Source organism: Alteribacillus sp. HJP-4 (genome assembly GCF_042139015.1).
Taxonomy (GTDB): domain Bacteria; phylum Bacillota; class Bacilli; order Bacillales; family Marinococcaceae; genus JBHIKY01.
The window spans coordinates 1-26004 of record NZ_JBHIKY010000013.1; the positions used below are offsets into that span (position 1 = coordinate 1).

At 41.2% G+C, this 26004-nt stretch carries 22 protein-coding genes; 5 read left to right on the top strand and 17 right to left on the bottom strand.

Annotated elements, in window-relative coordinates; genetic code table 11:
* Window positions 1–525 precede the first annotated feature (525 nt).
* The 15 genes from ACE4RR_RS13075 to ACE4RR_RS13145 all read right to left on the bottom strand — a co-directional run bounded on the left by ACE4RR_RS13075 (window position 526) and on the right by ACE4RR_RS13145 (window position 15591).
* A complete protein-coding gene (locus tag ACE4RR_RS13075) occupies window positions 526–1725 on the bottom strand; it encodes an NAD(P)-dependent malic enzyme (RefSeq protein ID WP_375535873.1) in 1200 nt (399 codons plus the stop codon).
* A gap of 211 nt (window positions 1726–1936) precedes the next feature.
* On the bottom strand, window positions 1937–2758 hold the full coding sequence (locus ACE4RR_RS13080) for a sugar phosphate isomerase/epimerase family protein (protein WP_375535874.1): 822 nt from the start codon (window positions 2756–2758) through the stop codon (window positions 1937–1939).
* The gene (locus ACE4RR_RS13085) at window positions 2755–3939 is read right to left on the bottom strand and encodes a dihydrodipicolinate synthase family protein (protein WP_375535956.1); all 1185 of its coding nucleotides are present in this window, start codon (window positions 3937–3939) and stop codon (window positions 2755–2757) included. The genes ACE4RR_RS13080 and ACE4RR_RS13085 overlap by 4 nt, the downstream gene beginning before the upstream one ends.
* A gap of 13 nt (window positions 3940–3952) precedes the next feature.
* Complete coding sequence (locus ACE4RR_RS13090) at window positions 3953–5104, bottom strand: Gfo/Idh/MocA family protein (protein ID WP_375535875.1); 1152 nt, start codon at window positions 5102–5104, stop codon at window positions 3953–3955.
* Window positions 5105–5327: 223 nt separating this feature from the next.
* A complete protein-coding gene (locus ACE4RR_RS13095) occupies window positions 5328–6161 on the bottom strand; it encodes an AraC family transcriptional regulator (protein WP_375535876.1) in 834 nt (277 codons plus the stop codon).
* 105 nt (window positions 6162–6266) lie between these two features.
* Window positions 6267–7124: an SDR family oxidoreductase gene (locus ACE4RR_RS13100; RefSeq protein WP_375535877.1), complete on the bottom strand. Its 858-nt coding sequence runs from the start codon at window positions 7122–7124 to the stop codon at window positions 6267–6269.
* A 16-nt stretch (window positions 7125–7140) separates the two neighbouring features.
* Window positions 7141–8184 carry a mannonate dehydratase gene (uxuA, locus tag ACE4RR_RS13105; RefSeq protein ID WP_375535878.1) on the bottom strand — a complete coding sequence of 348 codons (1044 nt, stop codon included), beginning with the start codon at window positions 8182–8184 and terminating at the stop codon, window positions 7141–7143.
* 100 nt (window positions 8185–8284) lie between these two features.
* Window positions 8285–9112 (bottom strand): sugar phosphate isomerase/epimerase family protein, encoded by an 828-nt coding sequence (locus tag ACE4RR_RS13110; protein WP_375535879.1) that lies wholly within the window; start codon window positions 9110–9112, stop codon window positions 8285–8287.
* 78 nt (window positions 9113–9190) lie between these two features.
* On the bottom strand, window positions 9191–10024 hold the full coding sequence (gene kduI, locus ACE4RR_RS13115) for a 5-dehydro-4-deoxy-D-glucuronate isomerase (protein ID WP_375535880.1): 834 nt from the start codon (window positions 10022–10024) through the stop codon (window positions 9191–9193).
* A gap of 21 nt (window positions 10025–10045) precedes the next feature.
* Window positions 10046–10801 (bottom strand): 2-dehydro-3-deoxy-D-gluconate 5-dehydrogenase KduD, encoded by a 756-nt coding sequence (gene kduD / locus ACE4RR_RS13120; protein WP_375535881.1) that lies wholly within the window; start codon window positions 10799–10801, stop codon window positions 10046–10048.
* 21 nt (window positions 10802–10822) lie between these two features.
* Window positions 10823–11587, bottom strand: coding sequence for an SDR family NAD(P)-dependent oxidoreductase (locus ACE4RR_RS13125; RefSeq protein WP_375535957.1), 765 nt, complete (start codon window positions 11585–11587; stop codon window positions 10823–10825).
* A 36-nt stretch (window positions 11588–11623) separates the two neighbouring features.
* Entirely contained in the window at window positions 11624–12271 is a 648-nt protein-coding gene (locus ACE4RR_RS13130) for a YesL family protein (RefSeq protein ID WP_375535882.1), read from the bottom strand.
* 27 nt (window positions 12272–12298) lie between these two features.
* Window positions 12299–12613 carry a cupin domain-containing protein gene (locus tag ACE4RR_RS13135; RefSeq protein WP_375535883.1) on the bottom strand — a complete coding sequence of 105 codons (315 nt, stop codon included), beginning with the start codon at window positions 12611–12613 and terminating at the stop codon, window positions 12299–12301.
* Between the two features lie 132 nt (window positions 12614–12745).
* The gene (locus ACE4RR_RS13140) at window positions 12746–14551 is read right to left on the bottom strand and encodes a sensor histidine kinase (protein WP_375535884.1); all 1806 of its coding nucleotides are present in this window, start codon (window positions 14549–14551) and stop codon (window positions 12746–12748) included.
* Window positions 14551–15591, bottom strand: coding sequence for a response regulator transcription factor (locus tag ACE4RR_RS13145; RefSeq protein WP_375535885.1), 1041 nt, complete (start codon window positions 15589–15591; stop codon window positions 14551–14553). The genes ACE4RR_RS13140 and ACE4RR_RS13145 overlap by 1 nt, the downstream gene beginning before the upstream one ends.
* Before the next feature lie 203 nt (window positions 15592–15794).
* Between ACE4RR_RS13145 and ACE4RR_RS13150 the strand changes: the two genes are divergently transcribed.
* The 5 genes from ACE4RR_RS13150 to ACE4RR_RS13170 all read left to right on the top strand — a co-directional run bounded on the left by ACE4RR_RS13150 (window position 15795) and on the right by ACE4RR_RS13170 (window position 23631).
* Window positions 15795–16706: an ABC transporter permease gene (locus ACE4RR_RS13150; protein ID WP_375535886.1), complete on the top strand. Its 912-nt coding sequence runs from the start codon at window positions 15795–15797 to the stop codon at window positions 16704–16706.
* Between the two features lie 14 nt (window positions 16707–16720).
* Entirely contained in the window at window positions 16721–17602 is an 882-nt protein-coding gene (locus ACE4RR_RS13155) for a carbohydrate ABC transporter permease (protein ID WP_375535887.1), read from the top strand.
* Between the two features lie 116 nt (window positions 17603–17718).
* Window positions 17719–19305, top strand: coding sequence for an extracellular solute-binding protein (locus ACE4RR_RS13160; RefSeq protein ID WP_375535888.1), 1587 nt, complete (start codon window positions 17719–17721; stop codon window positions 19303–19305).
* Window positions 19306–19406: 101 nt separating this feature from the next.
* A complete protein-coding gene (locus tag ACE4RR_RS13165; protein ID WP_375535889.1) occupies window positions 19407–21716 on the top strand; it encodes a DUF4962 domain-containing protein in 2310 nt (769 codons plus the stop codon).
* Between the two features lie 19 nt (window positions 21717–21735).
* A complete protein-coding gene (locus tag ACE4RR_RS13170; protein WP_375535890.1) occupies window positions 21736–23631 on the top strand; it encodes a right-handed parallel beta-helix repeat-containing protein in 1896 nt (631 codons plus the stop codon).
* Between the two features lie 76 nt (window positions 23632–23707).
* Here the strand turns inward: ACE4RR_RS13170 and ACE4RR_RS13175 are convergent, their stop codons facing one another.
* Together ACE4RR_RS13175 and ACE4RR_RS13180 are read right to left on the bottom strand one after the other, a co-directional pair.
* Window positions 23708–25099: an extracellular solute-binding protein gene (locus ACE4RR_RS13175; protein WP_375535891.1), complete on the bottom strand. Its 1392-nt coding sequence runs from the start codon at window positions 25097–25099 to the stop codon at window positions 23708–23710.
* 36 nt (window positions 25100–25135) lie between these two features.
* Complete coding sequence (locus tag ACE4RR_RS13180; RefSeq protein WP_375535892.1) at window positions 25136–25990, bottom strand: carbohydrate ABC transporter permease; 855 nt, start codon at window positions 25988–25990, stop codon at window positions 25136–25138.
* Window positions 25991–26004 lie beyond the last annotated feature (14 nt).

Genomic DNA, 26004 nt, shown 5'->3' on the forward strand with positions numbered 1-26004 from the left:
GGGAAGTTTGATTATTTAACACCAGAAAATCACCTCTTTTTTGTTTGATATTTATATTATATCTCACACATGAAAAAGACTAGAAAACAATTTTGTTTTCTAGCCAAAAATCGTATTTTATCGGGTACTTTTTCAGCAGCCTCGCTGCTCTTCCCACTGGAGTCTTCGGACTTGTCCCCTGCTATCTTCTATTTAGGTTACTACTTTTTCTATAAAAAGGGGCCTTTGCTACAGCCCCTTTGCGTTAAATTGCGTTTTTTAGTTGTTTGACCTGGAGTCCCCGTCTTCTCGAAAATTCTATCGAGTGGTGCAGGCGGACATGAGGTACGCTATTTGTCTGAATGACAGAGAATTTGGCTCCCTTTTCAGCTGATAACGGAACCAATGTCCGGCAGCGTCTTAAAACGGTGCTGTTTGGAGGAAATAGCGGAACCAAGAATTGACTCGATTGATAATTGTAAGAAAAAAACACACGGGGCTCTAAATTGAGAAACCCGTGTGACTGAAAGTTTATTATAAACAGAACTATGCGTTTACCTTGTTTACGATTTTATGCTTCGCCGCCCCCGATTTTATGGCTGCAAGAGCTACTGCATCGGCGACTTCTTTGACGACTCGTTTATCGAGCGGATTGGGAATGACATAATCCTCGTTCAATTCATGGTCTTCGATCAAGCCGGCGATGGCATGAGCGGCAGCAATTTTCATTTCTTCATTAATCTCTGAGGCACGCACGTCCAGTGCTCCGCGGAAAACTCCGGGAAATGCAAGGACATTATTGACCTGATTTGGAAAATCAGAGCGCCCTGTTCCAATAACTCTCACCCCGGCTTCTTTTGCGGCATCAGGGAGGATTTCCGGCTCAGGATTCGCCATCGCAAAAATGATTGGATCCTCTGCCATTGATTGCACCATTTCCTGCGAAATACATCCGGCTGTGGAAACACCGATCACGACATCGGCTTTTTTTATCACCTCATCAAGAGTACCGGCAATTTGATTGTGGTTAGTGACAGCAGCCATTTCATCCTTAAGCACGTTCATTCGTTCGGTTCGTCCTTCATATATGGCCCCTCTGGAATCACACATAATAATATCCTTGCTGCCAAGAGACAATAACAGCTTTGTGACTGCGATCCCTGCCGCACCGGCTCCGTTAATGATTATTTTAGAATTCTGGACCGTTTTTCCAACAAGCTTCAGAGCATTGATCAGCCCTGCCAGCGTAACAATGGCCGTTCCATGCTGATCATCATGAAAAACCGGTATATTCAGTTCTTTTTTTAATGTTTCTTCGATGATAAAACAATCAGGAGAAGCGATATCCTCCAGATTAATTCCGCCGAAGGTAGGTTCTAGTGCTTTTACAGTAGTAATAAAGCTTTCCGGGTCTTTGTTGTTGATGCATAAAGGGAAAGCATCGACATTCGCAAATTCTTTAAACAAAATTGACTTTCCTTCCATCACCGGCATGGATGCCTCCGGCCCAATGTTACCGAGACCGAGCACAGCGGAACCATTGCTGACGACGGCTACCAGATTGCCTTTGCTTGTATACTCATATACGTCATCAATATTATTGCTTATTTCCTTGCATGGCTCTGCCACTCCTGGAGAATAGGCCAATCCTAAGTCTTGATTGCTTTCGAGTGTGATCTTCGAATGCGTTCCAATTTTGCCGTTCTGCTCTCTATGCATTTTTAATGCTTTCTCTCTCATAGACATGGAATATGCCCTCCTTTTTTCATTAATCAAAAAATTCAATATATTAAAACTATAATTCGATAGTTTTCTTAAACTTTTCATCCACTATTCCTACCTGAAAGTATAAAGAGATACAGCCACGAACCTGCAGTGGCTGTATTTTATTCTTTCATCTATTTATCTCTCCACTCCTGTGCACTATCTTTTTGCTTCAACGAATGCTGAGGCTTTGTTATACGTGCTCCAGATAACTTGCTTTCATTTGCTTTAACGTTTCATCTCCGGGCTGATCCCAGATAGCCTGATTAATAATTTCCACTTCAATCGGACCGTGGTAACCTGCCTCTTCCACCGCTTTTCTCATCCTGCGCAGTTCAATAATGCCGTCTCCCATCATCCCTCTGCCCTTGAACATATCCGGCATAGGCACCACCCAGTCCGACACATGAAAACCGAGAATATTCCTGCCTGCACGTTGAATTTCTTTATACAGCTCAGGGTCCCACCAAACATGAAATACATCGACTACAACCCCGACCTGGGAAGTGTTCACGTTTTCGCTGATTGTATTTGCCTGGCCAAGTGTGGAAATGACAGATCGGTCAGCCGCATACATTGGATGCAGCGGTTCAATACCAAGCTTAACTCCATGCTTTTCAGCAAACGGCACCAGCTCTTCAATACCTTCTTCGACCCATTTTCTCGCACTGTCAATGTCGCGACTTGACGGAGGGCCGCAGACAAGCACCAGCACATCCGTGCCAAGCTCTGCCGCTTCTTCAATTGCACGGCGGTTGTCTTCTATTTTTTCTTTTCTCTCTGACGCCGACTCTGCTGGAAACATTCCACCCCGGCAGACGCTTGATACCTGCAATCCAGCATCTTGAATTAGCTTTCGGCTCTGCTTTAATCCGATTTCGTGAATTTTATGGCGCCATACGGAGATCCACGGTACTTCCTGCCGTACGCAGCCCTGGACAGCTTCTTCAAGATTCCAGCTCTCCGTTGTAATTTGATTTAAACTGAGTCGTTCAATGGATGGAGCTTCACTCATAGCGTCTTTACCTCCTGTCTGACACCTGCCTGTTCAAGTACAAGCTGCATTCTTTTCACGGCCATTTCCGGTTCAAGGAGAAGGCCGGCATCGTCCGCCATGACAAATAAGTCAGCAAGGTGGACGATGGAACGCGAGCCCTCCGCACCGCCAATCATGCGGAAATGAGACTGATGCCCGTTCAAATATGCCATAAACACAACTCCAGTCTTATAAGCGAAAGTAGGTTTTTGGAAAATATGCCGTGATAAAGGTACCGTTTTTTCTAATATCTCATCATACTTTTCCAGTTTCCCTTCATCCAGTGCGTGAAGAGCAGCGGAAGCAGCCGGCGCAATGGCGTCAAAAATACCTAACAGCGCGTGGCTGTAACCTTGCTCATCACCTTTGATCAGGGTTGGATAATTAAAATCATCCCCTGTATACATGCGGACCGTGTCCGGAAGCAGCCGGCGCATATCAATTTCTTTCTGCGCATCCAGCAGTGAAATCTTAATGCCGTCAACTTTATCTTCATTATCCCGAATAATCTTTAAGCAGACATTCATCGCCTGATCAATATCCTCATGACCCCAATATCCCTTCAGCGCCGGGTCGAACATATCCCCGAGCCAGTGAAGGATCACGGGCTGCTTAACACTTCGAAGGATATTGCCATAAATTTTTTCATAATCCTCCGGGCTTTGGGCTGAAGCAGCCAGTGCACGACTTGCCATTAAAATGATCCGGCCGCCTTCTCCTTCAACAAATTCACATTGTTCCCGGTACGCATCCTCCACCTGCTGAAGCGTTACGTCCTGGCCGGGAGCTAATTGATCTGTCCCGGTTCCGCATGCAATCAGGCCATCTACCTTGTCTGCTTCCTTGATGGAACGGCTGATCAATTCTTTGGCGTTCTCATAGCTGAGACCCATGCCCCGCTGGGCAGTATCCATCGCTTCCGCGACACCAAAGCCAAGCTCCCATAAATAATGACGGTATTCCATTGTCGCTTTCCAGTCTATTTGGGCATTTTGAAGCGGATCTGTATCAGAAAGTGGATCACTTACGACATGCGCAGCTGAAAACGCCGTCCGCTTTTGAAACTTCTTTCCTTTCTGAACCTTAAAGGGAGCCGCTTGACTGGGAGTATACGTGTATAATTCTCCTCCCGCCTTCGGGAGTGTTAAAGATAGACTCATCATTTACATCCTCCTACAGCTTAATATCCGGTACATCGACAAAACGGCGTTCCTTCCATGACTGCAGGCCAAGGTCGGAAAGCTGTGTACCTTTCGCACCTTCCAGCAGATCCCATGGGAAAGCCTCGTCTTGATGTACATGCTTTAAGAACATTTCCCACTGTACTTTAAACGCATTATCAAAAACTGCGTTATCCGGCACTTCCTCCCATTGCTCTTCAAAGTCGAACGGATTCGGAATGTCCGGATTCCACGTCGGTTTTGGAGTGTTTACACGATGCTGCACCTTGCAATCGCGGAGACCGGCTACCGCACTTCCGAGCTTGCCGTCAACTTGAATAGTCAAAAGGTCGTCACGGTTGACCCGCGTTGCCCAGGAGGAATTTGCCTGCACAATCACTCCGTTTTCCAGTTCAAAAATGGCGTATGCTGCATCATCAGCAGTAGCTTTGTATTTATTTCCTTCTTCATCCACTCGCTCTGGAATATGCGTTGCTCCCAGGCAGGAAACAGATTTTACATTACCGAAGAGATTGTCAATCACATAACGCCAGTGCGCAAACATGTCTACAATAATGCCGCCGCCGTCTTCTTCCCGGTAATTCCAGGATGGGCGCTGGCCATCCTGCCAGTCTCCTTCAAAAACCCAGTAACCGAAATCTAATTTGACGGAGAGAATTTCCCCAAAGAATCCGGAATCAACCAGCCGCTTCATTTTCAAAAGACTTGGCAGGAACAATTTATCCTGTACCACGCCGTTTTTCACGCCGGCTTCTCGAGCAAGGCGGGCCAGTTCAACGGAGCCTTCAAGTGACGTTGCAGTAGGTTTTTCACAATAAATGTGCTTGCCTGCCTGGATGGCCTGCTTAATGCTTTCCGCACGGCGCACCGTCGTCTGTGAATCAAAATAAATTACATTATAGGAATCATCGAGACACGCTTCTAGATTTGTACTGTATCTGGAAATACCATGTGCTTCTGCCAGCCTTTGCAGTTTACCTTCGTTTCTGCCCACAAGAATCGGGTCCGGCATCAGAAATTCACCATCTCCGAGTGCCACGCCGCCTTGTTCACGAATTGCTTTAATGGATCGGATCAAGTGCTGGTTCGTACCCATCCGGCCTGTAACCCCATTCATGATTATGCCTATTTTATGTGTGGACATCTTAATTCCCCTCTCTGATTGCTTGAATGTATCTTAATCTTAATAAAACGCATACATTCTGTCTTACTAGATATAGAAGGTTGGTCTCAATATCGGAAATGAGTTTGATTGTAGAGAATTATCTGTAAGCTGAACGATACGTTAAGTGCTTAACGGGGCTTATCCATGCAGGAGGGGAATTGTATCAACGAAATTCTCAATTTACGCCTGTAAAAAACCCCGGTTATTCATTTTCGAATAACTCGGGGTCCTGGTGAGAGGTTCTGTATTTATATGGCGGAATCCCCATATATTTTTTAAATACTCTGTAAAACGTTGACACAGATTCAAATCCTACCTCAAAACAGATTGATGCAATGTCTTTATTTGTTTCAATCAGCATCTTTTTCACCAGCTCAAGCCGGACCTCGGTTAAATACTGCATCGGGGTTTTTTCATAAAAATCTTTAAAGATACTGTGAACGTAACGTGTACTCATACTCATTTTATTGGCCATATCCTCTGAGCTCGTAATTTCAAAATAATGAGTATCGATATAGTTCCGGAGCCATTCCGCCCTCAGCATGTTTGTGTCTGCTACCTGTGATGTCTGAGCTGAACGATAAAGAACGACTAATATTTCGGCGAGAAAAATTTTCAAAGCGAGGAAGCGAAGGGAGTCCCCGTGAGACTGTTCATACAGCATTTTTCGTAAAAGCTGACGAAGTTCACTGCTGTCAAACAGGCTCTGCTTCACTACTCTCGCGGAATCAAAAACTGGATAAAGCAGTTCATTTCGAACGGCACTGCTTAACGCATTTTCGTTCCATTCCAGTACGAGAATTGTCATTTTTGAAGTGGATAGGATCGAATGATGCGTATAAGGCGGAATAAGCGCCATATTATCCAGCTCAAGCTTATGCTCTTTTTTGTCGAGTGTGCATGTGCCATTTCCTTCGAGTACGTATAGGATTTGATGAGTTTTATGGTAATGATTCGTTACGACATCTTTTTCATTATGCTTGCTTTCATATAATTCAATCTCTCGAATCGGCGGTTTTTGGGATGCCCCTGCCATGGTGTTATACCTCCAAAGCAATACATGTAGTTTGATTTGCTTTGATTATACTATGCCTGCAGGTCTTTGGACAGCTGCGCCCTAAATAATGTGGTATTCTTTGCACTAAACTCCTGAATAGGCGGAAAATCCACCGTCGATCGGAACGACTATTCCGTTCACAAAACTGGAGGAACGGTTATCAGCAAGCCAGAGCAGTGTGCCCGTAAGCTCTTCTGCTCTTCCAAATCTTTCTGCCGGGGTCTGGCTGAGTATTTTATCCGCTCGTTCCGTCAATGAACCATCTTCTTTTAATAGAAGAGATCTGTTCTGTTCTGTGAGAAAGAATCCCGGGGCAATTGCGTTAACTCTAACACCAGTGGGGGCGAGGTGAACAGCCAGCCATTGGGTAAAATTACTGACAGCTGCTTTTGCTCCACTGTATGCCGGTATACGGGTCAACGGCGAAAATGCGTTCATCGAGGAAACATTGATAATGACTCCTTCTCCCTTTTCAGCCATTTGTTTCGTAAATACTTGAGAAGGGAGCAGAGTGCCTAGGAAATTCAAACGCATAACAAAATCTACCCCATCTTCGTCCAAATCAAAGAAAGTCCTGGTGTCCTCCTCTACGTTATGGAGGTCCTGGGGCTCAAGAGTATCCTTTGTAGTAGTGCCGCTGGGATGATTTCCACCGGCGCCATTAATAAGGATATCACACGCTCCCAGCTCTGATTGGATCGTCTGGTAAGCCTGCTGCAGTTCCACTTTAGAGAGTACATTTGCCGGAACAGCGAGGGCTTTTCCATGATTCTCTTTGATTTCCTTTACGACAATATCAAGCTTGTCTTTCGATCTGCCTATGACAGCCACTTTTGCTCCACAGGCAGCCAGAGCAAATGCCATCTCTTTTCCCAATACACCGCTTCCACCGGTAACTACTGCTGTTTTTCCATCCAAATCAACATGAAATGGCACATTCATAAACAACCATCCTTGTCTATTTCGTTTTCTGTAATGTTTCCCAAATCCCACGCAGGTAAGAAGCTCCGAGGGCGCGGTCATATAGACCGTACCCGGGACGTCCTGTCTCCCCCCAGATCATTCTGCCGTGGTCAGGACGTATCGGCCCGGTAAACCCAGTTTCATCATATGCTTTCATTATTTCAACCATATCCAATGACCCGTCAGATGAAAGATGGGAAGATTCTTCAAACGATTTATTCTTTGTTCTTTTTATATTGCGGCAGTGCGCAAAATGGATCTTCCCCTGAGAGCCGAAAGTGCGGATCATTTGTGGAATATCATTTGCAGGCAGAGCTCCATAAGATCCAGAGCACAACGTCAGGCCATTATTAGGACTATCATATAAATTCAGGAACCGCTGAACATTTTCCTGATTCGTAATAATTCGCGGCAGACCAAAAATTGACCATGGCGGATCATCCGGATGAATTGCCATGTTAATTCCGACTTCCTCTGCGACAGGAATTACCTCCTGCAGAAATGAATTAATATTCTTCCACATATCCTCTTCTGTCAGAAGCTTAAACTCATCAATTACCTCTTTCAACTCGTTGTTTTCATAGCTTGCATCCCAGCCGGGAAGAGTCAATTCTCCGCTTAAAGGATCAACTGAGGTAATATGCTCATGATCATAAATAAGAGCAGTGGAGTCATCCGGCAGAACAAAATCGAGCTGGGAACGGGTCCAGTCAAACACAGGCATGAAATTATAGCACACCGTTTCAATGCCTTCAGCTGCAAGATTTCTCAGCGTCTGTTTGTAATTTTCTACATAACTCGAAGCTTCTCTTTTACCGAGCTTAATATCTTCGTGCACCGGTACACTTTCAATAACCTCCAATGACAGATTGTGCGACTCAATTTCCTTCCGCAGCTGCCTGATTTTTTCCTGCGGCCAGACCTCGCCGACAGGAATATCATAGACAGCAGAAACAATCCCGGTTACTCCTGGAATTTGTTTAATATAGGCCAGGCTTACGGGATCCTCCTCTCCAAACCACCTTAATGTAAATTTCACCTACTATCACCTTCTATGTTTGGCTTAAACGTTCTCTATTTATTTTAACAGCTTGTTTTTCAGCGTGCAGGCTTCTTATATAAATCCTTTCTTAAGTTCTTTACAGTTTGCGGGAGAACAGAGTTCTCATGAAATCGGAGTATTGTGAAAACGCTATTTCCGGCTCTGCTAGGTCCGGCCACCATAATTTTTCCCATTCGAGTGTAAAATAGCCATCATAATTATTTGTTCTGAGAAGGGTATAAATTTTTTCCAATGGAACGTCTCCCTCTCCCAATAAACATAGCTGATACCCTCTTTTATTTTCTGGAGCAATATATGAATCTTTCCAATGAGTGTACTTTATCTTCTCACCTAATAACTCCCAGGTTCTTTCCGGAGCTTCTTGCACTGTACGGTAAGGGTGGTGAATATCCCAAAGAACATACAGAAAGTCTGAATCTAAACGCTCTAAAATTTCGTTGACAAATTCACAATTTGTCCAATCATCATGTGTTTCCAGTAATAAGGTAACTTGATATTTTTCCGCTAATTGCACGTAATCCTTTAAGTTATCAAGGATTTTACAAGTAGCATCAGCTCTGAGTGTTTTTCCAATTTTACCTCCGAACACTCTAATATATGGGGTATGGAATTCTTGACATAGCTTTGCATAACTGTGAAACTCTTTTACATGCTTTTCATGCTCCTCTGGAGAAGTTGTAAACAATCGTATTGAGCTTGAAAAACATGGAATTTCCAATGAAGCCTCCTTAAATTTTTTCTTTGTATACTCCAGATCACTGGTGAATTCCGGAAGATTATAAATGTTAAGCTCTCCCATATATCCTCTGAAGTCTACGCCATCGAATCCACTCTTCACCGCGTTAGAAATAATCTGATCTAAATTCCATCCTGGACACCCGAGGGTAGTAAATGCCAGCTTCATTTGGCAGCTCCTTTTAAGATTAATTTTTTCCTTTAATTTAGAAAAAGACGCCTGGCATCCAGACGCCTTTAATTTTTTTTATTTTAATTCGTTAATGTTCACCATATCCATGTCAGTGAAAGTATAATTTTCACCCACCATTGCCCATATAAAAGTATAATTCTCCGTTCCAACGCCAGAATGGATAGACCACGATGGAGAAAATACGACTTGTTCATTATTCACAACAAGATGCCGTGTTTCTTCAGGTTTGCCCATAAAATGAAAAACTTTTGCCTCCTCAGTCATATCAAAATATAAATATGCTTCCATTCGGCGTTCATGCAAATGAGGAGGCATCGTATTCCACATATTATTAGGAGCAAGCAGCGTCATTCCCATCATTAATTGACAGCTTTTAATTCCATTTTCGTGGATATACTGATAAATTGTTCGTTTGTTGGATTCACTATCTGCTCCCATATGATTTGGAGTCGCCTCTTCTAAAGGAAGCTTTTTTGTTGGATATTCTTTGTGTGCTCCCGCTGAGACAATATAGAATTTGGCCGGGTGATCCTGGTCTTCACTTTTAAATGTTACGTTTTTCTTACCCATTCCAATATACAGACAATCACGTTTACCTAAAGGGTATTCTTCTCCATCCACCGTGACTATCCCTTTCCCTTCTGAAATATTTACGACTCCAGCTTCTCTTCTTTCTAAAAAATACGCAGTTTTTAAAGTCTTCTGATCTTCCAGCCGTAAAGATCTTTCCAATGGAATAATTCCGCCAGTGATCATGCGATCATAATGAGAATACACCATCGTAATTTTTCCTTCATTAAATATGTTTTCAGCTAGAAATTCTTCTCTCAATCGTTTAGTATCATATTGTTTCATATCTTTTGGGTTTACGGAGTACTTGATTTCCATGATTAATTTCCCCTTTGCCAATTATGAACTCATCCATCCTCCATCCACACACAAAATATGCCCATTCACGTAAGCAGAAGCTTCTGACGCGAGAAAAATAACAGCACCATGCATATCCTTTGGTGTACCCCATCTATTCTGAGGAATGCGAGAAGTAATAAATTCGTTTCGTTTCTCATCCTTACGAAGCGGTTCTGTATTATCTGTTGCCATGTAGCCTGGAGCGATCGCATTTACATTTATTCCTTTATTTGCCCATTCATTCGCAAGCGACTTTGTTAATCCTGCAACAGCATGCTTACTTGCTGTATACGCAGGTACCTTTAATCCACCTTGAAATGACAGCATAGAGGCAATGTTTATGATTTTGCCATTGCCATTTTTAATCATATGGCTTCCTACTTCTCTGCTCAGTTGAAACACAGTGTGCTGATTTACTTGAATTACATCCAGCCAGTCATTGTCTGAGAAGTTTTCTGATTCTTTACGCCTTATAATACCTGCATTGTTTACAAGAATATCTATTCGGCCAGTCACTGCTTCAGCATCAACTGCCAGTTGTGCTGCTGAACCAGCCTTTGATAAATCAGTGATCAACGAATGAAATACGCCGCCTTCTGCTTCTATTTTTCGTTTGGTATTTGTCAAATCCCTTGTACCTGTGCCGATTATGACAGCTCCAGCGTTAGATAATGCTGCGGCCATTCCTTGTCCTAATCCGCGGCTGGCGCCTGTTACAAGGGCAGTTTTTCCTTTGAGTGAGAATAAATTAATCATGGGAAAGCCCCCTTAAGATATTTATCTCATAAATGCCCCGCCGTTTATCTCAATCGTCTCACCAGTGATGAAGCTTCCCAAATCGGAGACAAAATATAGTACAGCACCTGCCACGTCCTCCGGCACACCTGCTCTTTGGAGTGGAATACCTTTGACGGCATTTTCTCTGCCTTCTTTTGTGTTAAATGTGTCATGGAAAGGAGTATTTCCAATAAAACCTGGTGCAACATTATTTACAGAAATAGAATGTGGTGCAAGTTCTTTTGCCAGTCCTTTTGAAAAGGCAATTACGGCAGCTTTAGAGGCGGAATACGCTGATGCTCCCGGTCCCCCTCCGTTATGAGCAGCCAGTGAAGACATATTGACGATACGTCCGCCGGAACTCTTCATGAAAGGAATCATAAATTTAGAAACTAAAAAGGTGCTTGTTACGTTAACGTCGATTACTTTGTGCCACAGTTCTTCGCTCATTTCTTCGACAGAGGACCTCTCTACCATATGCCCTGCATTATTTACGAGAATATCTATTCGCTGATTAAAAAAATCAGCTGTTTGTTTTACGAACGTTTCGATTTCCTCTCTCTTTAAAACATCTCCTTGTACTGCCAGCGACTGCCTGCCCATATTTTTAATCTCATTTACTACTTCCTCTGCTCCTGCAGCGTTTTTACCATAATGAACTACTACATCGGAGCCGGCTTCAGCGAGCGCAAGTGCTATTCCTCTTCCAATACCTGTCCCGCCTCCTGTTACGAGTGCTTTTTTTCCTTTCAAGTCCAGCATAATTAACGTTCCTCTCTGTTTTTTACTATTTATCAACTGCTAAATACTTTCCTTTACATTTCTGATAAAATCTCGATCATCCATTTTTTCAAAAGCTCTCATGGCGAATTTAGTATATAAAAGTGCAGGTACACTTAACCCAAAAAACAACAACAAAATAGGAAAAGAAGAGACCGCAAAATAAAAAGCGAGAGTTCCTGCAGTTAAAACGATAGAAATATTTGGCATAGTGATCGCGATAAGTACAGCAAGACGGACCTTGTTAAAGGTGGACAGTTCATAATGAGCGGATATCGGAAAAAGGAGAATAGTAGCTAAAATGTAAATAAGCAAAAGACTTACAAATACACTTCCAGTAATAAATCCAGCAATGTGCTGATAACTTAAAAGCAGTCTAATATCATAATAGATAAAGACTCCAATCAGTATCCACACCAAGCCTGGAGCCTGTAACTGCCAAAAAAATAGTTTATAACATTGCCAAAAACAACGAGAAAACTTTACATCTTTATTTTGTAACCGCTTTCTTATTACAGCAAAAACAGCATAAGTGGAGGGGATCAATCCTAAAACTAACCCTCCGGTCAAAACTCCTGCAAACCACATCATCTGTATTAAAAATAAAAAATAAATCCAATCAGTTAAAACTGCAAGCCTCCCCTCCAAAGCCGGAACCTCTCTTTCCAATTAAATTAGATACTTCCATTGTAATTATTATTTTAATAAATCCTGCCGTAAAGGAGTAAAGGTGTCTAATAGGATTCCGGGCTCCAACGCAACAGCACCGTGTTCTTCATCTCCTGGAATCACCAGTGTTTCACCTTCATGGATGATATGTCTTTCACCAGAGATGGTAAATTCAAAACTACCTTTTTTACAGTAAGTCAATTGTTCGTGAGGATGTTTGTGCAGTTTTCCCTGGGCTCCTTTTTTAAAATGTACTTCCATCATCATCACTTGTTTGCCGGGAGGAAATATTTTTCTTTGTACACCTGGTTCGGCTTTCTCCCATTCTCCAATCACAGACATTCTCCTTTCTTTTCAAGCCTTCTACGTTCTGCACTAATTTTATCAGAAAGAGTTAAATTTCTTTTGGAGTCTTTTTATGTTGATCTTGTTTTTTTTTAGTTATATTGATGAAGCTGGCAGCGTTTTATTTTTTCAAGAAACGCTTTGGTTACTGAGATCTTTTCTTGGTATTTTCATGCGTATTGTTGTTCCTTCTCCATCGTTTGATAAAACCTCTAATCCGCTGTTTTCATCAAATATCAATTGAATGCGCCGGTTTACATTCCATAAACCGATGCCCATTTTTTCACTTCTTCTCTCCCCGTCTTTTTCGTTAAGAATACTTTGAATTTCGGCAAGTTTTTCCTGTGAAATTCCAGTTCCATTATCAATTACCTCTACCATTAAGCAGCTATCTTCCTTCCTCGCCCTGATAGTGATTTCTCCTTCATAGCGTTTTTTTCTAAGTCCGTGGTGAATAGCATTCTCTACAAGCGGCTGGAGGGAAAGCTTAACGATTTCTTCTTTTTGTAATAGGGAAGGGATGTCAAGATCAATTTGAAATGATTTTTGAAAACGATGTTCTTCTACAATCAAGAAATTCTTTACATGGCTTAATTCTTCTTCAAGAGTTACGATTTCTAGATTTCGAACAGAATATCGAAACATTTGAGATAATGCTGAAGCCATTTCAGAAATTTCATCCGCATCATTTAAAATTGCGTAACCGTTCATCGTTTCAAGGGTATTATGAAGAAAATGAGGATTAATCTGAGATTGCAGTGCCTGCAGTTCAATATTTTGTTTTTCATACATAACAGTGTGGTTTTTCACTTCTGCAGCGTACAAATCGTCTACCAGAGCAGACAACCTTTTAATCATTTTATTATAGCTTGAAACAACGCTGCTTATTTCATCAGTTCCTTTGAGCGGCTTTATTATTTCCCATTCGCCTACTTCCATTTTTTTCATCCCCGTTTGAACTTTTCGCAGTGGCTTAACAATGCTTTTTGCAAAAACTATAGAAATGAGAAGGGCAATAAGTATGGAAGATCCTATCGCAATGATTGCAGTTTTATTCATTCCTGAAACTGGCTCGTATACCGCTTCTTTTGGCTTCATCGCTACCAATGTCCAATTGGTGTTAGGGGATCGGTCATAATAAAATAACATCTCCTCCTCTTCCCAATCCGCTGTAAAGGTACCGTTTGTATTGCTGGAAATATTTTTCTTCAACTGATTATCTAATGGCTTCCCTACCCATTTTTGCTCTGGGTGATAAACAATTCTGTTATATTCATCAAAAATCCAGAGAGAGGTGCCGTTCTCGAACTGCGCTATGTTCCAAAGCTGTTCTAAGGCAGATGCATTGATTTCAACACCGAGAATTCCTTTCGGGACGAAAGAAAATCCGCGCATTCTTCTTGTAATACTTACGACATACTCATTGTTATAGATGCTTTCACTTCCGAGCAGGCTGACTTTACCACTTTCAGGAGTTGTTTCTAACAATCTTTCATAAATGTCCTTAGCATAGTAGGAATCTTCATCCTGAAAAAAATTATTCTCTGAGAATACAGCCTGCCCATTTTCTCCAAGTAAATATATTAAGTTGATATTTTGATTTCTCAATTCAAAGCTCTTCATCATCTTTTTGATGTCTTTAGTATGGTAGTACTGAGACAGCCTCTCTTCTTCTTCAAGTTCTAAAAAACTTTTTACTCTATTTTCTGTCAGTATGGGAAGTGTAGCGTATTCTAAATCCTTAACAAATAAGTCTGTTTGATAATTCGCATTTTCTACAATGTATTCCAGATTAGCTTCTGATTGATCTTTTATTTCTTTCGTAGTTTGCTGATATATTAACCAGGTTACTAAGGTGATGGATACTAATATGACTATCGTAAAATATAATAACAAACGCTGTTGTATGTTTAATCTATACATCCAATTTCTCATCAATCCACCCCCATCTTCCTCCGAAAGCTGGAAGGTGTATGGCCTGTATATCTCTTAAAGGTTTTGGTGAAATGCGGATGATCATTTAAGCCTATCATGTATGGTATATCAATCACTTTTATATCCTTTCTCAGCAGCAGTTCCTTTGCCTTCTCCATGCGCAGTCTAATTCTATATTTCACAAAGGTTTCCCCTGTCTCTTTTTTAAATAACTGACTGAAATAAGAAGCATTTAAACCCAGTTTGTCAGCTACTTCATCCAATCCTACTTCTTCTTCGATATGTTGATAGACAAACTCTTTTGCCATTTCTATAGGATCCACTTCGTTTCCTTTTCGTTTGTGTTCTATCATTTCAATAAGTTCGATACACTTTTGTAGAAAATTAGTATTTGCGTTTTCCCAGGAAGAGCTTGGCAGATTCCATTGAAACGCCTGTAATAATTGACTTCCTTTATTTTTAATTCGATGAAACAAAATCTCAAGGATATGAGTGAGTATATCGCAATAATAATTATTTGACAGGGACCGATTTATCATGTTTTCCTGCCATCTTAGAAACTCTATTTTCACGGCTGAACGATCCAACTCCCATATAGAAGATTCGAGAATCTGGAGAATATCCTCTATTTCCCCTGCTCCTATAAAATCATTACGTTCTCCATGAAGTCCCTGTACACACCTTTGTACTGTTTCTGCTAGTTTTTTCTTGGTTACTGGTTTTAGTAAATATTCCTTCACCCCATAGGAAATGGCCTGCTGGGCATATTCGAAGCTGTCATATCCAGAGACAATTACCCATTGAGTAGATGTAATCTTTTCTCTCCACTGATCTATCAACTCAAGTCCATTCATTTCTCCTCCTTCAATGTCTGTAAAAATTATGTCGAATTCCATTTCTTCTAAAAAAGGTACTGCATCTTCTGCATATTCCACTTCAGTTATACATTTGGTTTCAAATCCGTCCACCTGAATATTTTTCATCGACTTTACCAGGCCTTTTCGAACCAGCGGCTCATCCTCCACCACTAAAATTTTCATAGCTTCACCTCCTATTATTATTAAAGCGCTTTCATGATTTGTTATTATAAACTATTATTTTTATTTAGCAATAAAACATTTTTTCCAGCTCTGTCTTTTTCAAAATCCAAAAAAAACACAAATATCCCCAAATCCTTTCTATAGATGAAAGCCCTTTCACAATATAGGATGAAATCATCGCAAAATTAAAAGGAGGGGCAGCAATGAATGCGAAACAGACGCTAAAATCCATATGGAAGCTAAAAGCTCTTTATTTAATTGCATTGCCGGGGATAGCTTATTTCGTCATTTTCAAATACATTCCTATTTTCGGTTCTATTATTGCTTTTAAGGATTACAGTATTTTTCTAGGAACATTAGGAAGTCCTTGGGTAGGATTGGATCACTTTGAGAGGATGATTCAATATCCAGATTTTCTTCGAATTTTGAAAAATACTCTCCTAATCAATTTTTACGATATTATTTTTGGTTTTTCAGCTCCAATTATATTAGCGCTTATGTTAAATGAAGTTCGCAAGGTTTTGGCAAAAAGACTTATACAAACAGTGGTTTACATGCCCCATTTCTTATCCTGGGTAATCATCAGCGGTATATTTATCGGTGTATTATCCCCTTCCACCGGGTTGGTAAATAACTTTTTAAACTGGTTTGGTTTTGAGTCTACTTATTTCCTAGGGGAAGAAACCTATATACGTTCGATTATAGTTGGATCAGGAATGTGGAGAGAGACGGGCTGGGGAACAATTATTTACCTTGCAGCTCTTTCTGGAATAAATCCACAGCTGTATGAGGCAGCTGATATCGACGGAGCTAACCGCTGGCAGCAGACTTGGAGTATTACTCTACCTACCTTACTGCCAACAATAATGATGTTATTTTTACTTCAAATAGGAAACTTTTTAGATTTTGGATTTGAGCGTGTCGACGTTTTCCTTAATCCTTTTAACCGGGCAAACGGTGAAATATTTGATACGTATATTTATCAGGCAGGATTACTTCAAAATCAATACAGCTATACCACGGCAATTGGCATCTTCAAATCAGTAGTCGGGCTGACTTTATTGATGGGAGCTAATTTTATCAGCCGCAAAGCAACGGGAAATAGTCTATATTAGAAAGGGTGGAGTGCATGGCTATTAAAATCAGCCGGGGCAGAAAAATATTTTTATTTTCCAATCTTACACTGCTTATTGTTGTATCTTGTATTATGATCTTTCCATTCATCCACGTTATTGCACAATCCTTCAGTAGTTCAAGCGCTATTGATCAAGGAAGGGTCAGTTTTCTCCCAGTAGAATTCACCCTCGATAATTACAGCTTTGTTTTTCAAGATGCGAGCATCTGGCGATCTTTTGGGATAACTATTTTTATTACAGTGTTTGGAACGTTATTTAATTTATTGGCAACCGCATCCCTTGCTTATCCTTTATCCAGAAGTGAATTACTAGGCAGAAAATTTTTATTGCTGATGGTTCTTTTCACCATGATTTTTTCTGCTCCGTTAATTCCAACCTATCTGGTTGTACAGAACTTAGGATTGACGAATACTATTTGGGCCCTGATTTTCCCTACGGCCATTAGTGCTTTCAATATGTTTGTGATGCGTTCCTTTTTTATGAAGATTCCTAAGGAACTGATTGAAGCAAGCCGGATAGATGGAATGGGTGAACTCCGTATTTTATTTCAAATCGTTCTTCCGCTTTCAAAACCTGCGATGGCAACCCTCGGTATTTTTTATGCGGTATTTCACTGGAACACCTATTTCCAGGCATTAATGTTCATCGAAGACAGGAGCCTGTACCCTTTACAGATTAAATTGCGTGAAATGATTATCGATGAAAATTTCACCTCAGACCCTACTTCGGATTTTTACTCGTCTATGCTTTCAAGTTCACCGGAAGGTATCAAAATGGCAACCATAATCGTTGCAACAGTGCCTATCCTTCTTATATATCCTTTTCTTCAGCGATACTTTGTAAAAGGATTTATGCTTGGGAGCTTAAAGGACTAAACTAAAAAATTCACAATTTTACCTAAAAAGAAGCTAATCAATATTTTCATAATTTCTGATAGATTAACTTGTAAGCACTTACATTTTTAGTGTTCAAATTAAAAAGGAGGGTTCAAATGAAAGGGAAATTTGTATTTGTTATGATGCTTTTATTTCTTGCTCTTATTGTTATTGGCTGCAACGGCACAGACTCAGAAACTTCCGAGGCAACAAATGATGACTCAAATGAGAATGAAGCAAAAGAAGATGGAAATTCCGATTTTTCCATAGCGATGAGAACGCTTGGTACACCGTATGTAGAAAGTCATCCCGAAATCAATGAAGATAAATATGTAGAGGAGCTTGAAAATCTAACAGATACTGACATAAACATCCGTCTCGTTCCTCATAATGAATACGTGGAAAGAATGAACTTAATGCTTGCTTCTAATGACGTTCCGGATGTAATGCAGGCTGGGGGCGGAGTACTGGGACCAGAGCTTGCAGGTGGAGTCGAAAACGGTGCTTTCATGCCGCTGGATGATCTATTAGAAGAACACGGTCAGGATCTGCTTGAAACCATACCCCAGGAAGCATGGGATAAAGTAACCTATGATGGGCAGATTTACGCGATTCCAGAGTATCTATCAAATCCTTCTCGACGCGGTACAGCAATGCGAATGGATCTGCTTGAGGAAACAGGGTTGGAAATTCCCGAAACAGCTGACGAATTTTTGGAGGTACTTCGTGCTTTTAAAGAAATTGGCGTTTCTGATCCCTTTCAAGGAAGAGAAGATTTTAAGTATTCAGACACTTTTTTCGGAGCATTTGATGCTTTCCCATACCAATGGGAATTATACGAAGACGAAGTTGTACCGAAATTCATGGCAGGAGACAAAATTAAAGATGCATTATCTTTTTATAACACAATGTATGAAGAGCAATTAATACATCCTGAATTCTTAACAACCCAGCAGCCGGAATACCGAAGCAACATTATTGCAGGAAAAGTCGGTATGTGGTCGATGAACGCCGAAGAAGTAAATGCATGGGAACAGGAAATTCAAAATAATGTACCTGAAGCTGAAGTGGAAATTATCCCATCCCCTAAAGGACCTGATGGTGAAGGGGGCCACTATTTATACGGAAATGTTACAAGATCCTTTTTAATCAGTAACGAAACAGAAGCGGATGTTGAAAAGATTATACAGTTCTTTAATTGGCAGGTAAGCGAAGAAGGAGAACGTTTCTTTACTTATGGGATTGAAGACGACACCTATACGATGAATGAGGACGGGTCCGTTGATTACGAAATAAAAGAAGATTCAAACAGTTTAAATGAACAGCATTATCGGAACAGATGGCTTTGGATGATCAGAGATTCAACATATACAGAAGGGATTCTTGAATTAACAGAGGAAGGTCAGGAATTGATGAGTGTCTTCGACAATATTCTAGATAATGAAGGACGGGATAGCATCCAATTTGATCCTCCACTGGATGCAACTGAAAACAGCCCAGATATCCGTCCAGGCAGCGACATTCCTTCAGATGTGTGGATGACAGGTGCCGCAAAGATTATTCTAGGGCAGGAGCCTGTCGATTATCACGATACCATCGTTGAGGAGTGGCTGCATCAAGGGGGCCAGCAGGCAATAGATGAGGCGACAGAACGATACAATGAAGGCGAAGGAATTATTGAATCACAAAGAGTATCAGATTAAAAATACAAAGTCATTAAAATGATTATATATCTCCAGGGAAAACCAGGGACCTCCTGTCCCTGGTTTTCCCTACATTCTATAATTTTAAGGAGGAAACTTACGTGGAAGAAATACTATTTAAACTATACGAACCAGAATGTGATGTCTTAAACGTTCCATACCAGCCTGATGAAACCACTGTCGTTATTGAAAATCCCCCTCGTTTCACGTGGATGCCGGCAAAATTGGAAAACGATATATATGTGCTTGAAATCTCCTCCAACCGGTCTTTCACTGAAAATACATTCGTTTACAAGCCAATTTATTACAATTTATTCACGCCTGATAAAGCCATGGCGCCCGGAACTTATTATTGGAGATATGCATTATTAGATAATAACAATGAATCTACTCAAGTCAGCAGTTGGAGCAAAGTAAGAAAATTCACCGTCTCCGAAGAGCTACCCCAAACTCCCTTACCTTCAAGGCAGGAAAGATATAAATACGCTGCCACAACAAGACCAAGGCTTTGGTTAACGAATTCTGAAGTCAAGAAATTTAGAGAGAGAATTCAGCTTGATAACGAGTATTGTCACTGGGATACATTTTACCAAAATTCTGTAAAACCTTACTTAAACATGCCGCTTATTAAAGAGCCGGAACCTTATCCAAACAATAAGCGGATAGCAAAGCTGTGGCGGAAAATGTATATGGATTGCCAGGAGGCCCTGCACGCTGTCCGGCATTTAAGTGTCGCCGGTGTCATTTTAAAAGACGAAGCTATCATTAAAAAAGCAAAGGAATGGCTGCTCCACATAAGCAGCTGGAATCCGGATGGGACTACTTCACGGGATTATAATGACGAGGCTGCTTTTCGTGTCGCGGGTGCACTCGCCTGGGGTTATGATTGGCTGCATTCAACTTTAACAGATGAGGAACGGGAATTCGTTAAGGATAGACTAGTTTCCCGAACCGAACAAGTAGCCTATCACGTTATCCAGCGTTCAAAAATTCACCAAGTCCCTTATGACAGCCATGCGGTCCGCTCTCTCTCATCCGTATTGATCCCTGCTGGATTAAGTCTTTTTAAAGAGGTTCCAGAAGCAAAAGATTGGCTTAATTATACACTTGAATACTACAGCGGTTTATACACACCGTGGGGTGGAGCAGACGGAGGCTGGGCAGAAGGTCCCCACTATTGGATGACTGGAATGGCCTATGTGATAGATGCGATGAATCTGATAAGAAAATTCAACGGCTATGATTTGTATAATCGGCCATTTTTTCAAAAGACAGGTGACTTCCCTTTGTATGTTTACCCGCCTGATACAAGCAGAGCCAGCTTTGGGGATCACGCTAATCTCGGAGATACGCCGGGACTTAAGGTTGGATTTAATATCCGCCAGTTTGCCGGTATTACTGGAAATCCTTATTATCAATGGTATTTTGAGAAGACAAAACAATACGATACCGATCCTTACGACAAATTTTACAACAAAGGCTGGTGGGATTTTCACTTTGATGAAATGATGTACCTCCATGACTTTCCCGCTATTGAAGCTCAAAAACCTACTGACCTGCCTGGAGTAAAGTGGTTTAAAGATGTTGGCTGGGCAGCCATGCATGCACGAATGGATGATCCGACTGAACATATTATGTATTTAACAAAAAGCAGTCCTTACGGTTCAATCAGTCACAGCCACGGCGATCAAAATGCGTTCATTTTACATGCGTTTGGCGAACCTTTAGCTATTCACAGCGGATATTACATTGCATTTAACAGTACCATGCATATGAAATGGCGCAGACAGACCATTTCAAAGAATGCAATTTTGATAGATGGAAAAGGACAATATGCAGAAAAGGATAAATTTACAGCAATGGCTGCAAGCGGCAGCATAGAAACTGTAGAGCAATATGATAACTATTCTTATATTTGCGGAGATGCTACAGCCGCTTACAAGCATTATGTTCCATACCTTATATCCTATAAACGAGAAACCTACTTTATCGAAGACTCTTATTTTGTAGTAGTTGACTCCATAAGTTTAGAAAAGGAAGCAGAAATCGATTGGCTTCTCCATACACTTCAAGAAAATACACTTCAGCACCAATCCTTCTTGGTACAGAGAAATAATGCGGCATTAGAAGGTCAGTTCGTTTATTGCTCCAGTGGGGAATTAAAGCTTTCTCAATTTAATAATTTTCCAGAGGTCGATGTTTCAGAACTAGAAGATCAGCCTATCCATTGGAGAATTCAGGCAAAAACGAAACCAGCAAAGCAGCACCGGATAGTAACACTTCTCCACCCAATGAAGAAACAAGTGCCAGAGTATGTATCTCATTTTCTTGATGATCAGGATCACGGACTTCAGCTTTACTTCACTAAGGACGGAAAAACCTTCAGAGTTGAGTTGCCTAAAGCCTACTAAGCAGGGAGTGTGACGAAATTTGAAAAGAATTAGTGTTCTGCCTATCCTTTTACTTCTGACTATAGGATTAAACCCAGAATCAGCAGAAGCAGAAAATAACCCCCATCATTATGATGTAATAGAAGTAGAAGCTAGTGTTCATGACGGAAATGTACCTGAAAATACACTTGATGACAATTTATCAACAAGATGGTCGGCCCAGGGAGAGGGTGAATACATTCAATATGATCTAGGGAGTGTAGTAAATGTAGGATATATGGGGATTGCATTTCACAGCGGTGATCTCCGTTCATCTACCATTGATATTGAACTTTCCACAGACGGTGAAACCTGGTCGAAGTCAGTCGAACAGCAAGCGAACAGCGGTGAAGAAATAAACCTGGAGCCTTTTGATTTTGAAGATCAAGAAGCCCGCTATGTTCGAATTGTGGGCTACGGTAATTCTACGAATGATTGGAACAGTTTAACTGCTGTTCATATTTACGCTCCAAACGAAGACGGTGCCGTAGTGGAGGAGCTGGAAGCCGTGGACCCTGGGCCTGACCCGGATGCCGAGCCTTTTACAAAAGCAGGGTTGTATTTCCCAGATTCAACCGAATACAGTCCTCACGAGCCTAATCCCGTTACAGGTGAAACAATAAACGTAATCGATTACGGTGCAGATCCAGAGAATAATGATCATGATGATACTCCCGCCATAAATGCAGCAATAGAAGCAGCAAACCCGGGGGATGAAGTTTACTTCCCAAATGGAACGTATCATTTGAGGAGCACAACGGAAAATGATTTCACTTCAAATCTATACTTAAAGAACGAAGTCAATCTTCGTGGTGAAACAGAAGAAAATGTCGAGCTTGTTTCACATTTTGACGTGGACGAAGTACCAAGCAGCAAAGTGATGACAGCCTATGCCAATCATGACATCATGATATCAGATTTAACAATTACATCCACGTTTGACGGAAGCTACTCAGACGATCCCGGGCAGAATAACCCGGAGCGCGGGGGCCCTGCTTATGGAATTTTTGTGGCAGGATCTGCGGGCCAGCCTTCCTATCATTTAACTATCGATAAAGTGACAGTTGAAAAATTTCAAAGGATGGGCATACGTTTTGAAAAAAGTAATAGGAACATAGTTTCTAATTCCACCTTTAAAAATGCTACCGATGTCGGCGGTGGCGGAGCGGGCTATGGAGTCGGAATACAGGGGATCCAAGGAGTTAACCGGCTTGGCCATTCAGATGATACGTATTTTAATCTTGTGGCAGGAAGTCATTTTGAAGGACCGTATATGCGCCATGGTACGTTGATTCAAAATTTTGCTCATAATAATCTGGTAGAGGATAATACCTATACAGATAATATTCATGACGCTATTGATTTACATGGGCAGGGTGAATATTTAAATAAAATTAGTCATAACAAGCTCGACGGCGTTCCTCGAGGAGGCATTGGGGTCGGAAACACCGGCGGGACTCCACCTAATTCCCACTCCGCATCAGGAGCTGGTAATGTAATTCACGGCAATCATCTTAAGGACACCAGAGACGGCATCACAGTTATTATGGGTTCCCCCGATACAGTCATTGAGAATAATAAAATAATGAACACAAAACACCCGGAAAATGCACGAGGTATTTATCTAAAAAATGCCCCTGGTACGATTGTGGAAAATAACAAAATTATTAATAATAAAGGAGCAGGTTTCTGGGGCATATTGATAACAGAAGATGCCGGCGACACAAACAATGATAATAAAGGAGCCGGGACACCTGAAGATATCAAGCTAAAAGAAAACAAAATTATTGGAAATACGAATGGCATGAAAATTGAAGATGGACGTAACATTTTCATCCAAAACAATAATATCCGAAATAACATTGAAGAGAATTATGTTAATCTTATTGAGCAATAAATGGTGAATAGTTATAATGCGCTAAAATAAGATCCCTGGGCATGAAGATTGAGCTGCGCAGGGATCTTATTTTGGCTTATCTGCCTTCCACCCAATCAGTACTTTCTTTTTGAGCTTTCTCCAGCGCATCTTCCGGACTTCTGTCCCCTGTTAAGGTGGACTCTATTTCTGAGGTTAAAATATATCTTGGCTGTGAAGATCCCCACGGATATCGTGGTGTCGACGGAGTGCTCATTGCTTCAAAGACAGGCTCCATTAATTCCTCATATTCCTCTATACTCTCAAACTCTTCAGCGGATTTAATTGACGGGATAGCTCCATTTTCAGAGAAAACAAACTCCTGCGCATAATCATTCGTGGCAAATTTAATCCATTCCCATGCTAATTCTTTATTTTCACTTGCTTCTGCTATGGCCAGCGGACTGCCGGCAAACAATCCACCTACCCCTTCATCGTTTTTAAATTCCTGGGCAATTCCGATGCGGTCTCCCACTCCATTGGCGTGGGAAGGCTTCACGGTATCGCCGGGTCCCTGATTCAGCATGATTGCTATATTATTATCTTCTGTCAGCCATTTTTCATTTCCCTGATTACTGACCAGTCCTTTAGGAGCAAACTCCTGCATGTCCATTAACCATTCCAGCCCATTATTCATCTCAGTTGAATCAAAATCAAATTCGACCTCTTCCCAGGCGAACCCTTCTCCCCAGGCACCGTTCTGTCCTTCTGCAAGATTGACTAAAGTAAATGCTGATGACCAGTCTCCCCTGTACCAGATTCCATAATTTTGTTCACCTGTTTCAGGATTTGTCCCTGTCATCTGTTCTGCTTTTTCTGCAATTTCATCCATGGTCGGATATTCAGATAAATATTCCACTCCCCATTCATCAAACAGCTGTTTGTCATAAGTGATAAAACGCGCATCCCCTAAAAATGGGAGACCATAAATCTGTAATTCATCACTGTCCGGACCTAATGCCTTCCACCCTTCCACCTGGTTATCAATAAATTTATCTAAGTCCATTTCATCGTCTTCATCAATGAATGGCTGCAATGGTTCTAAAACCCCCTGGGGAGCAAAATCTGCTATTCCCGGCATTTGATACACATCTGCCTCACCAGATGTCAGCATGGCCTGTGTTTTTTCGGTGTAGCCTTCCCATGGCATTAAAATAAACTCTACTTCAGCTCCAGGATGAAGTCTTTCAAATTCTTCTGCAAGTTTTTCCACTCCTTCCGCATTCTCCCCGGTAATAGGATCCGTAGAAGATTCTTCCTTGAAATCACCAATCATCTGGACTCTTACTTTTTGTCCCTCCCAATTTTTGTCGGACACTTCCTCATCACTCTGTCCGGAATCAGCTGAAGAATCATCGGATTGAGGAGTACAGCCAATAACCATTGCTGCTAAAAACACCATCATTATAAATAAGAGAACTCGCTGCGCAGAAACCACATATCGTTTCATTTTTTTCCTCCCTTTTAGTTATTTTAAGTAAGGTTGTTACTCACCCTTCACTCCGCTTAATGCAATACTTTGGATAATATAACGCTGCAGGAACAGGTATAAAACAACAATCGGGAGGATACTTACCGTTGCTAAGGCCATCGTCAGCCCTCCCAGGCTCGTCCCATTTTCTAATGAAAAACTTGCTAAATATAAAGGCACGGTGTGCAGCTCCTGACTATTTAATACAACCAGCGGCCACATGAAATCATTCCAGCTCCATATGAACGCTAATATAACCATCGTTGCTGCAATCGGCCCTGCCAGAGGAAAATATACTCTGAAAAATACCTTGAATTCGCCGGCTCCATCAATTTGTGCAGCTTCTCTTAACGTATCCGGCAATTGATCAAAGAATTGCTTACAAAGAAAAATAAGCATTCCATTAATGAGCGGCGGCAGGATTAATGGCCAAAAGCTGTTTAACAAACCGATACTATTAAATAATGTATACAAAGGAATTAAACGAGGCTCCATCGGTATCATCAATGTACCAAGCACCACAAAAAACAATATTTTTTTTCCTTTAAATTTACCTTTTGAAAAAGCATATCCCGCTAATAGCGAGGAGGCGACTCCTAAAAATACAGAACTAACCGTTACAATGGTAGAATTGATGTAGGATTGAATTAACCTCCCATTCTCCAGTACAATTCCATAGTTAAACCCTGAAATCTCTTCCGGAATTAATTTTGGAGGAAAAGGCATAGAAACATTAGCCGTTCTATCAAAGCCTACACTTACCATCCATAAAAATGGAGCCATGAGTACAAACCCAAAAATAACTAACACGATAAACTTGAACCAGACGGATACGTTTTCTATCTCTTTTGTAGTCATTGTTTTTTTCATTTTCAGCCTCCTCT

Bases quoted from the DNA above. Each gene is read 5' to 3' on its own strand.
- kduD (WP_375535881.1), bottom strand. From the start codon at position 10,801: ATGATTAATTTATTCTCACTCAAAGGAAAAACTGCCCTTGTAACAGGC.
- ACE4RR_RS13135 (WP_375535883.1), bottom strand. From the start codon at position 12,613: ATGTCTGTGATTGGAGAATGGGAGAAAGCCGAACCAGGTGTACAAAGA.
- ACE4RR_RS13085 (WP_375535956.1), bottom strand. From the start codon at position 3,939: ATGAGTCTATCTTTAACACTCCCGAAGGCGGGAGGAGAATTATACACG.
- ACE4RR_RS13075 (WP_375535873.1), bottom strand. From the start codon at position 1,725: ATGTCTATGAGAGAGAAAGCATTAAAAATGCATAGAGAGCAGAACGGC.
- ACE4RR_RS13095 (WP_375535876.1), bottom strand. From the start codon at position 6,161: ATGGCAGGGGCATCCCAAAAACCGCCGATTCGAGAGATTGAATTATAT.
- ACE4RR_RS13090 (WP_375535875.1), bottom strand. From the start codon at position 5,104: ATGTCCACACATAAAATAGGCATAATCATGAATGGGGTTACAGGCCGG.
- kduI (WP_375535880.1), bottom strand. From the start codon at position 10,024: ATGGAAATCAAGTACTCCGTAAACCCAAAAGATATGAAACAATATGAT.
- ACE4RR_RS13140 (WP_375535884.1), bottom strand. From the start codon at position 14,551: ATGAGAAATTGGATGTATAGATTAAACATACAACAGCGTTTGTTATTA.
- ACE4RR_RS13175 (WP_375535891.1), bottom strand. From the start codon at position 25,099: ATGAAACGATATGTGGTTTCTGCGCAGCGAGTTCTCTTATTTATAATG.
- ACE4RR_RS13110 (WP_375535879.1), bottom strand. From the start codon at position 9,112: ATGAAGCTGGCATTTACTACCCTCGGGTGTCCAGGATGGAATTTAGAT.
- ACE4RR_RS13155 (WP_375535887.1), top strand. From the start codon at position 16,721: ATGGCTATTAAAATCAGCCGGGGCAGAAAAATATTTTTATTTTCCAAT.
- ACE4RR_RS13080 (WP_375535874.1), bottom strand. From the start codon at position 2,758: ATGAGTGAAGCTCCATCCATTGAACGACTCAGTTTAAATCAAATTACA.
- ACE4RR_RS13145 (WP_375535885.1), bottom strand. From the start codon at position 15,591: ATGAAAATTTTAGTGGTGGAGGATGAGCCGCTGGTTCGAAAAGGCCTG.
- ACE4RR_RS13180 (WP_375535892.1), bottom strand. From the start codon at position 25,990: ATGAAAAAAACAATGACTACAAAAGAGATAGAAAACGTATCCGTCTGG.
- ACE4RR_RS13160 (WP_375535888.1), top strand. From the start codon at position 17,719: ATGAAAGGGAAATTTGTATTTGTTATGATGCTTTTATTTCTTGCTCTT.
- ACE4RR_RS13100 (WP_375535877.1), bottom strand. From the start codon at position 7,124: ATGAATGTGCCATTTCATGTTGATTTGGATGGAAAAACAGCAGTAGTT.
- ACE4RR_RS13150 (WP_375535886.1), top strand. From the start codon at position 15,795: ATGAATGCGAAACAGACGCTAAAATCCATATGGAAGCTAAAAGCTCTT.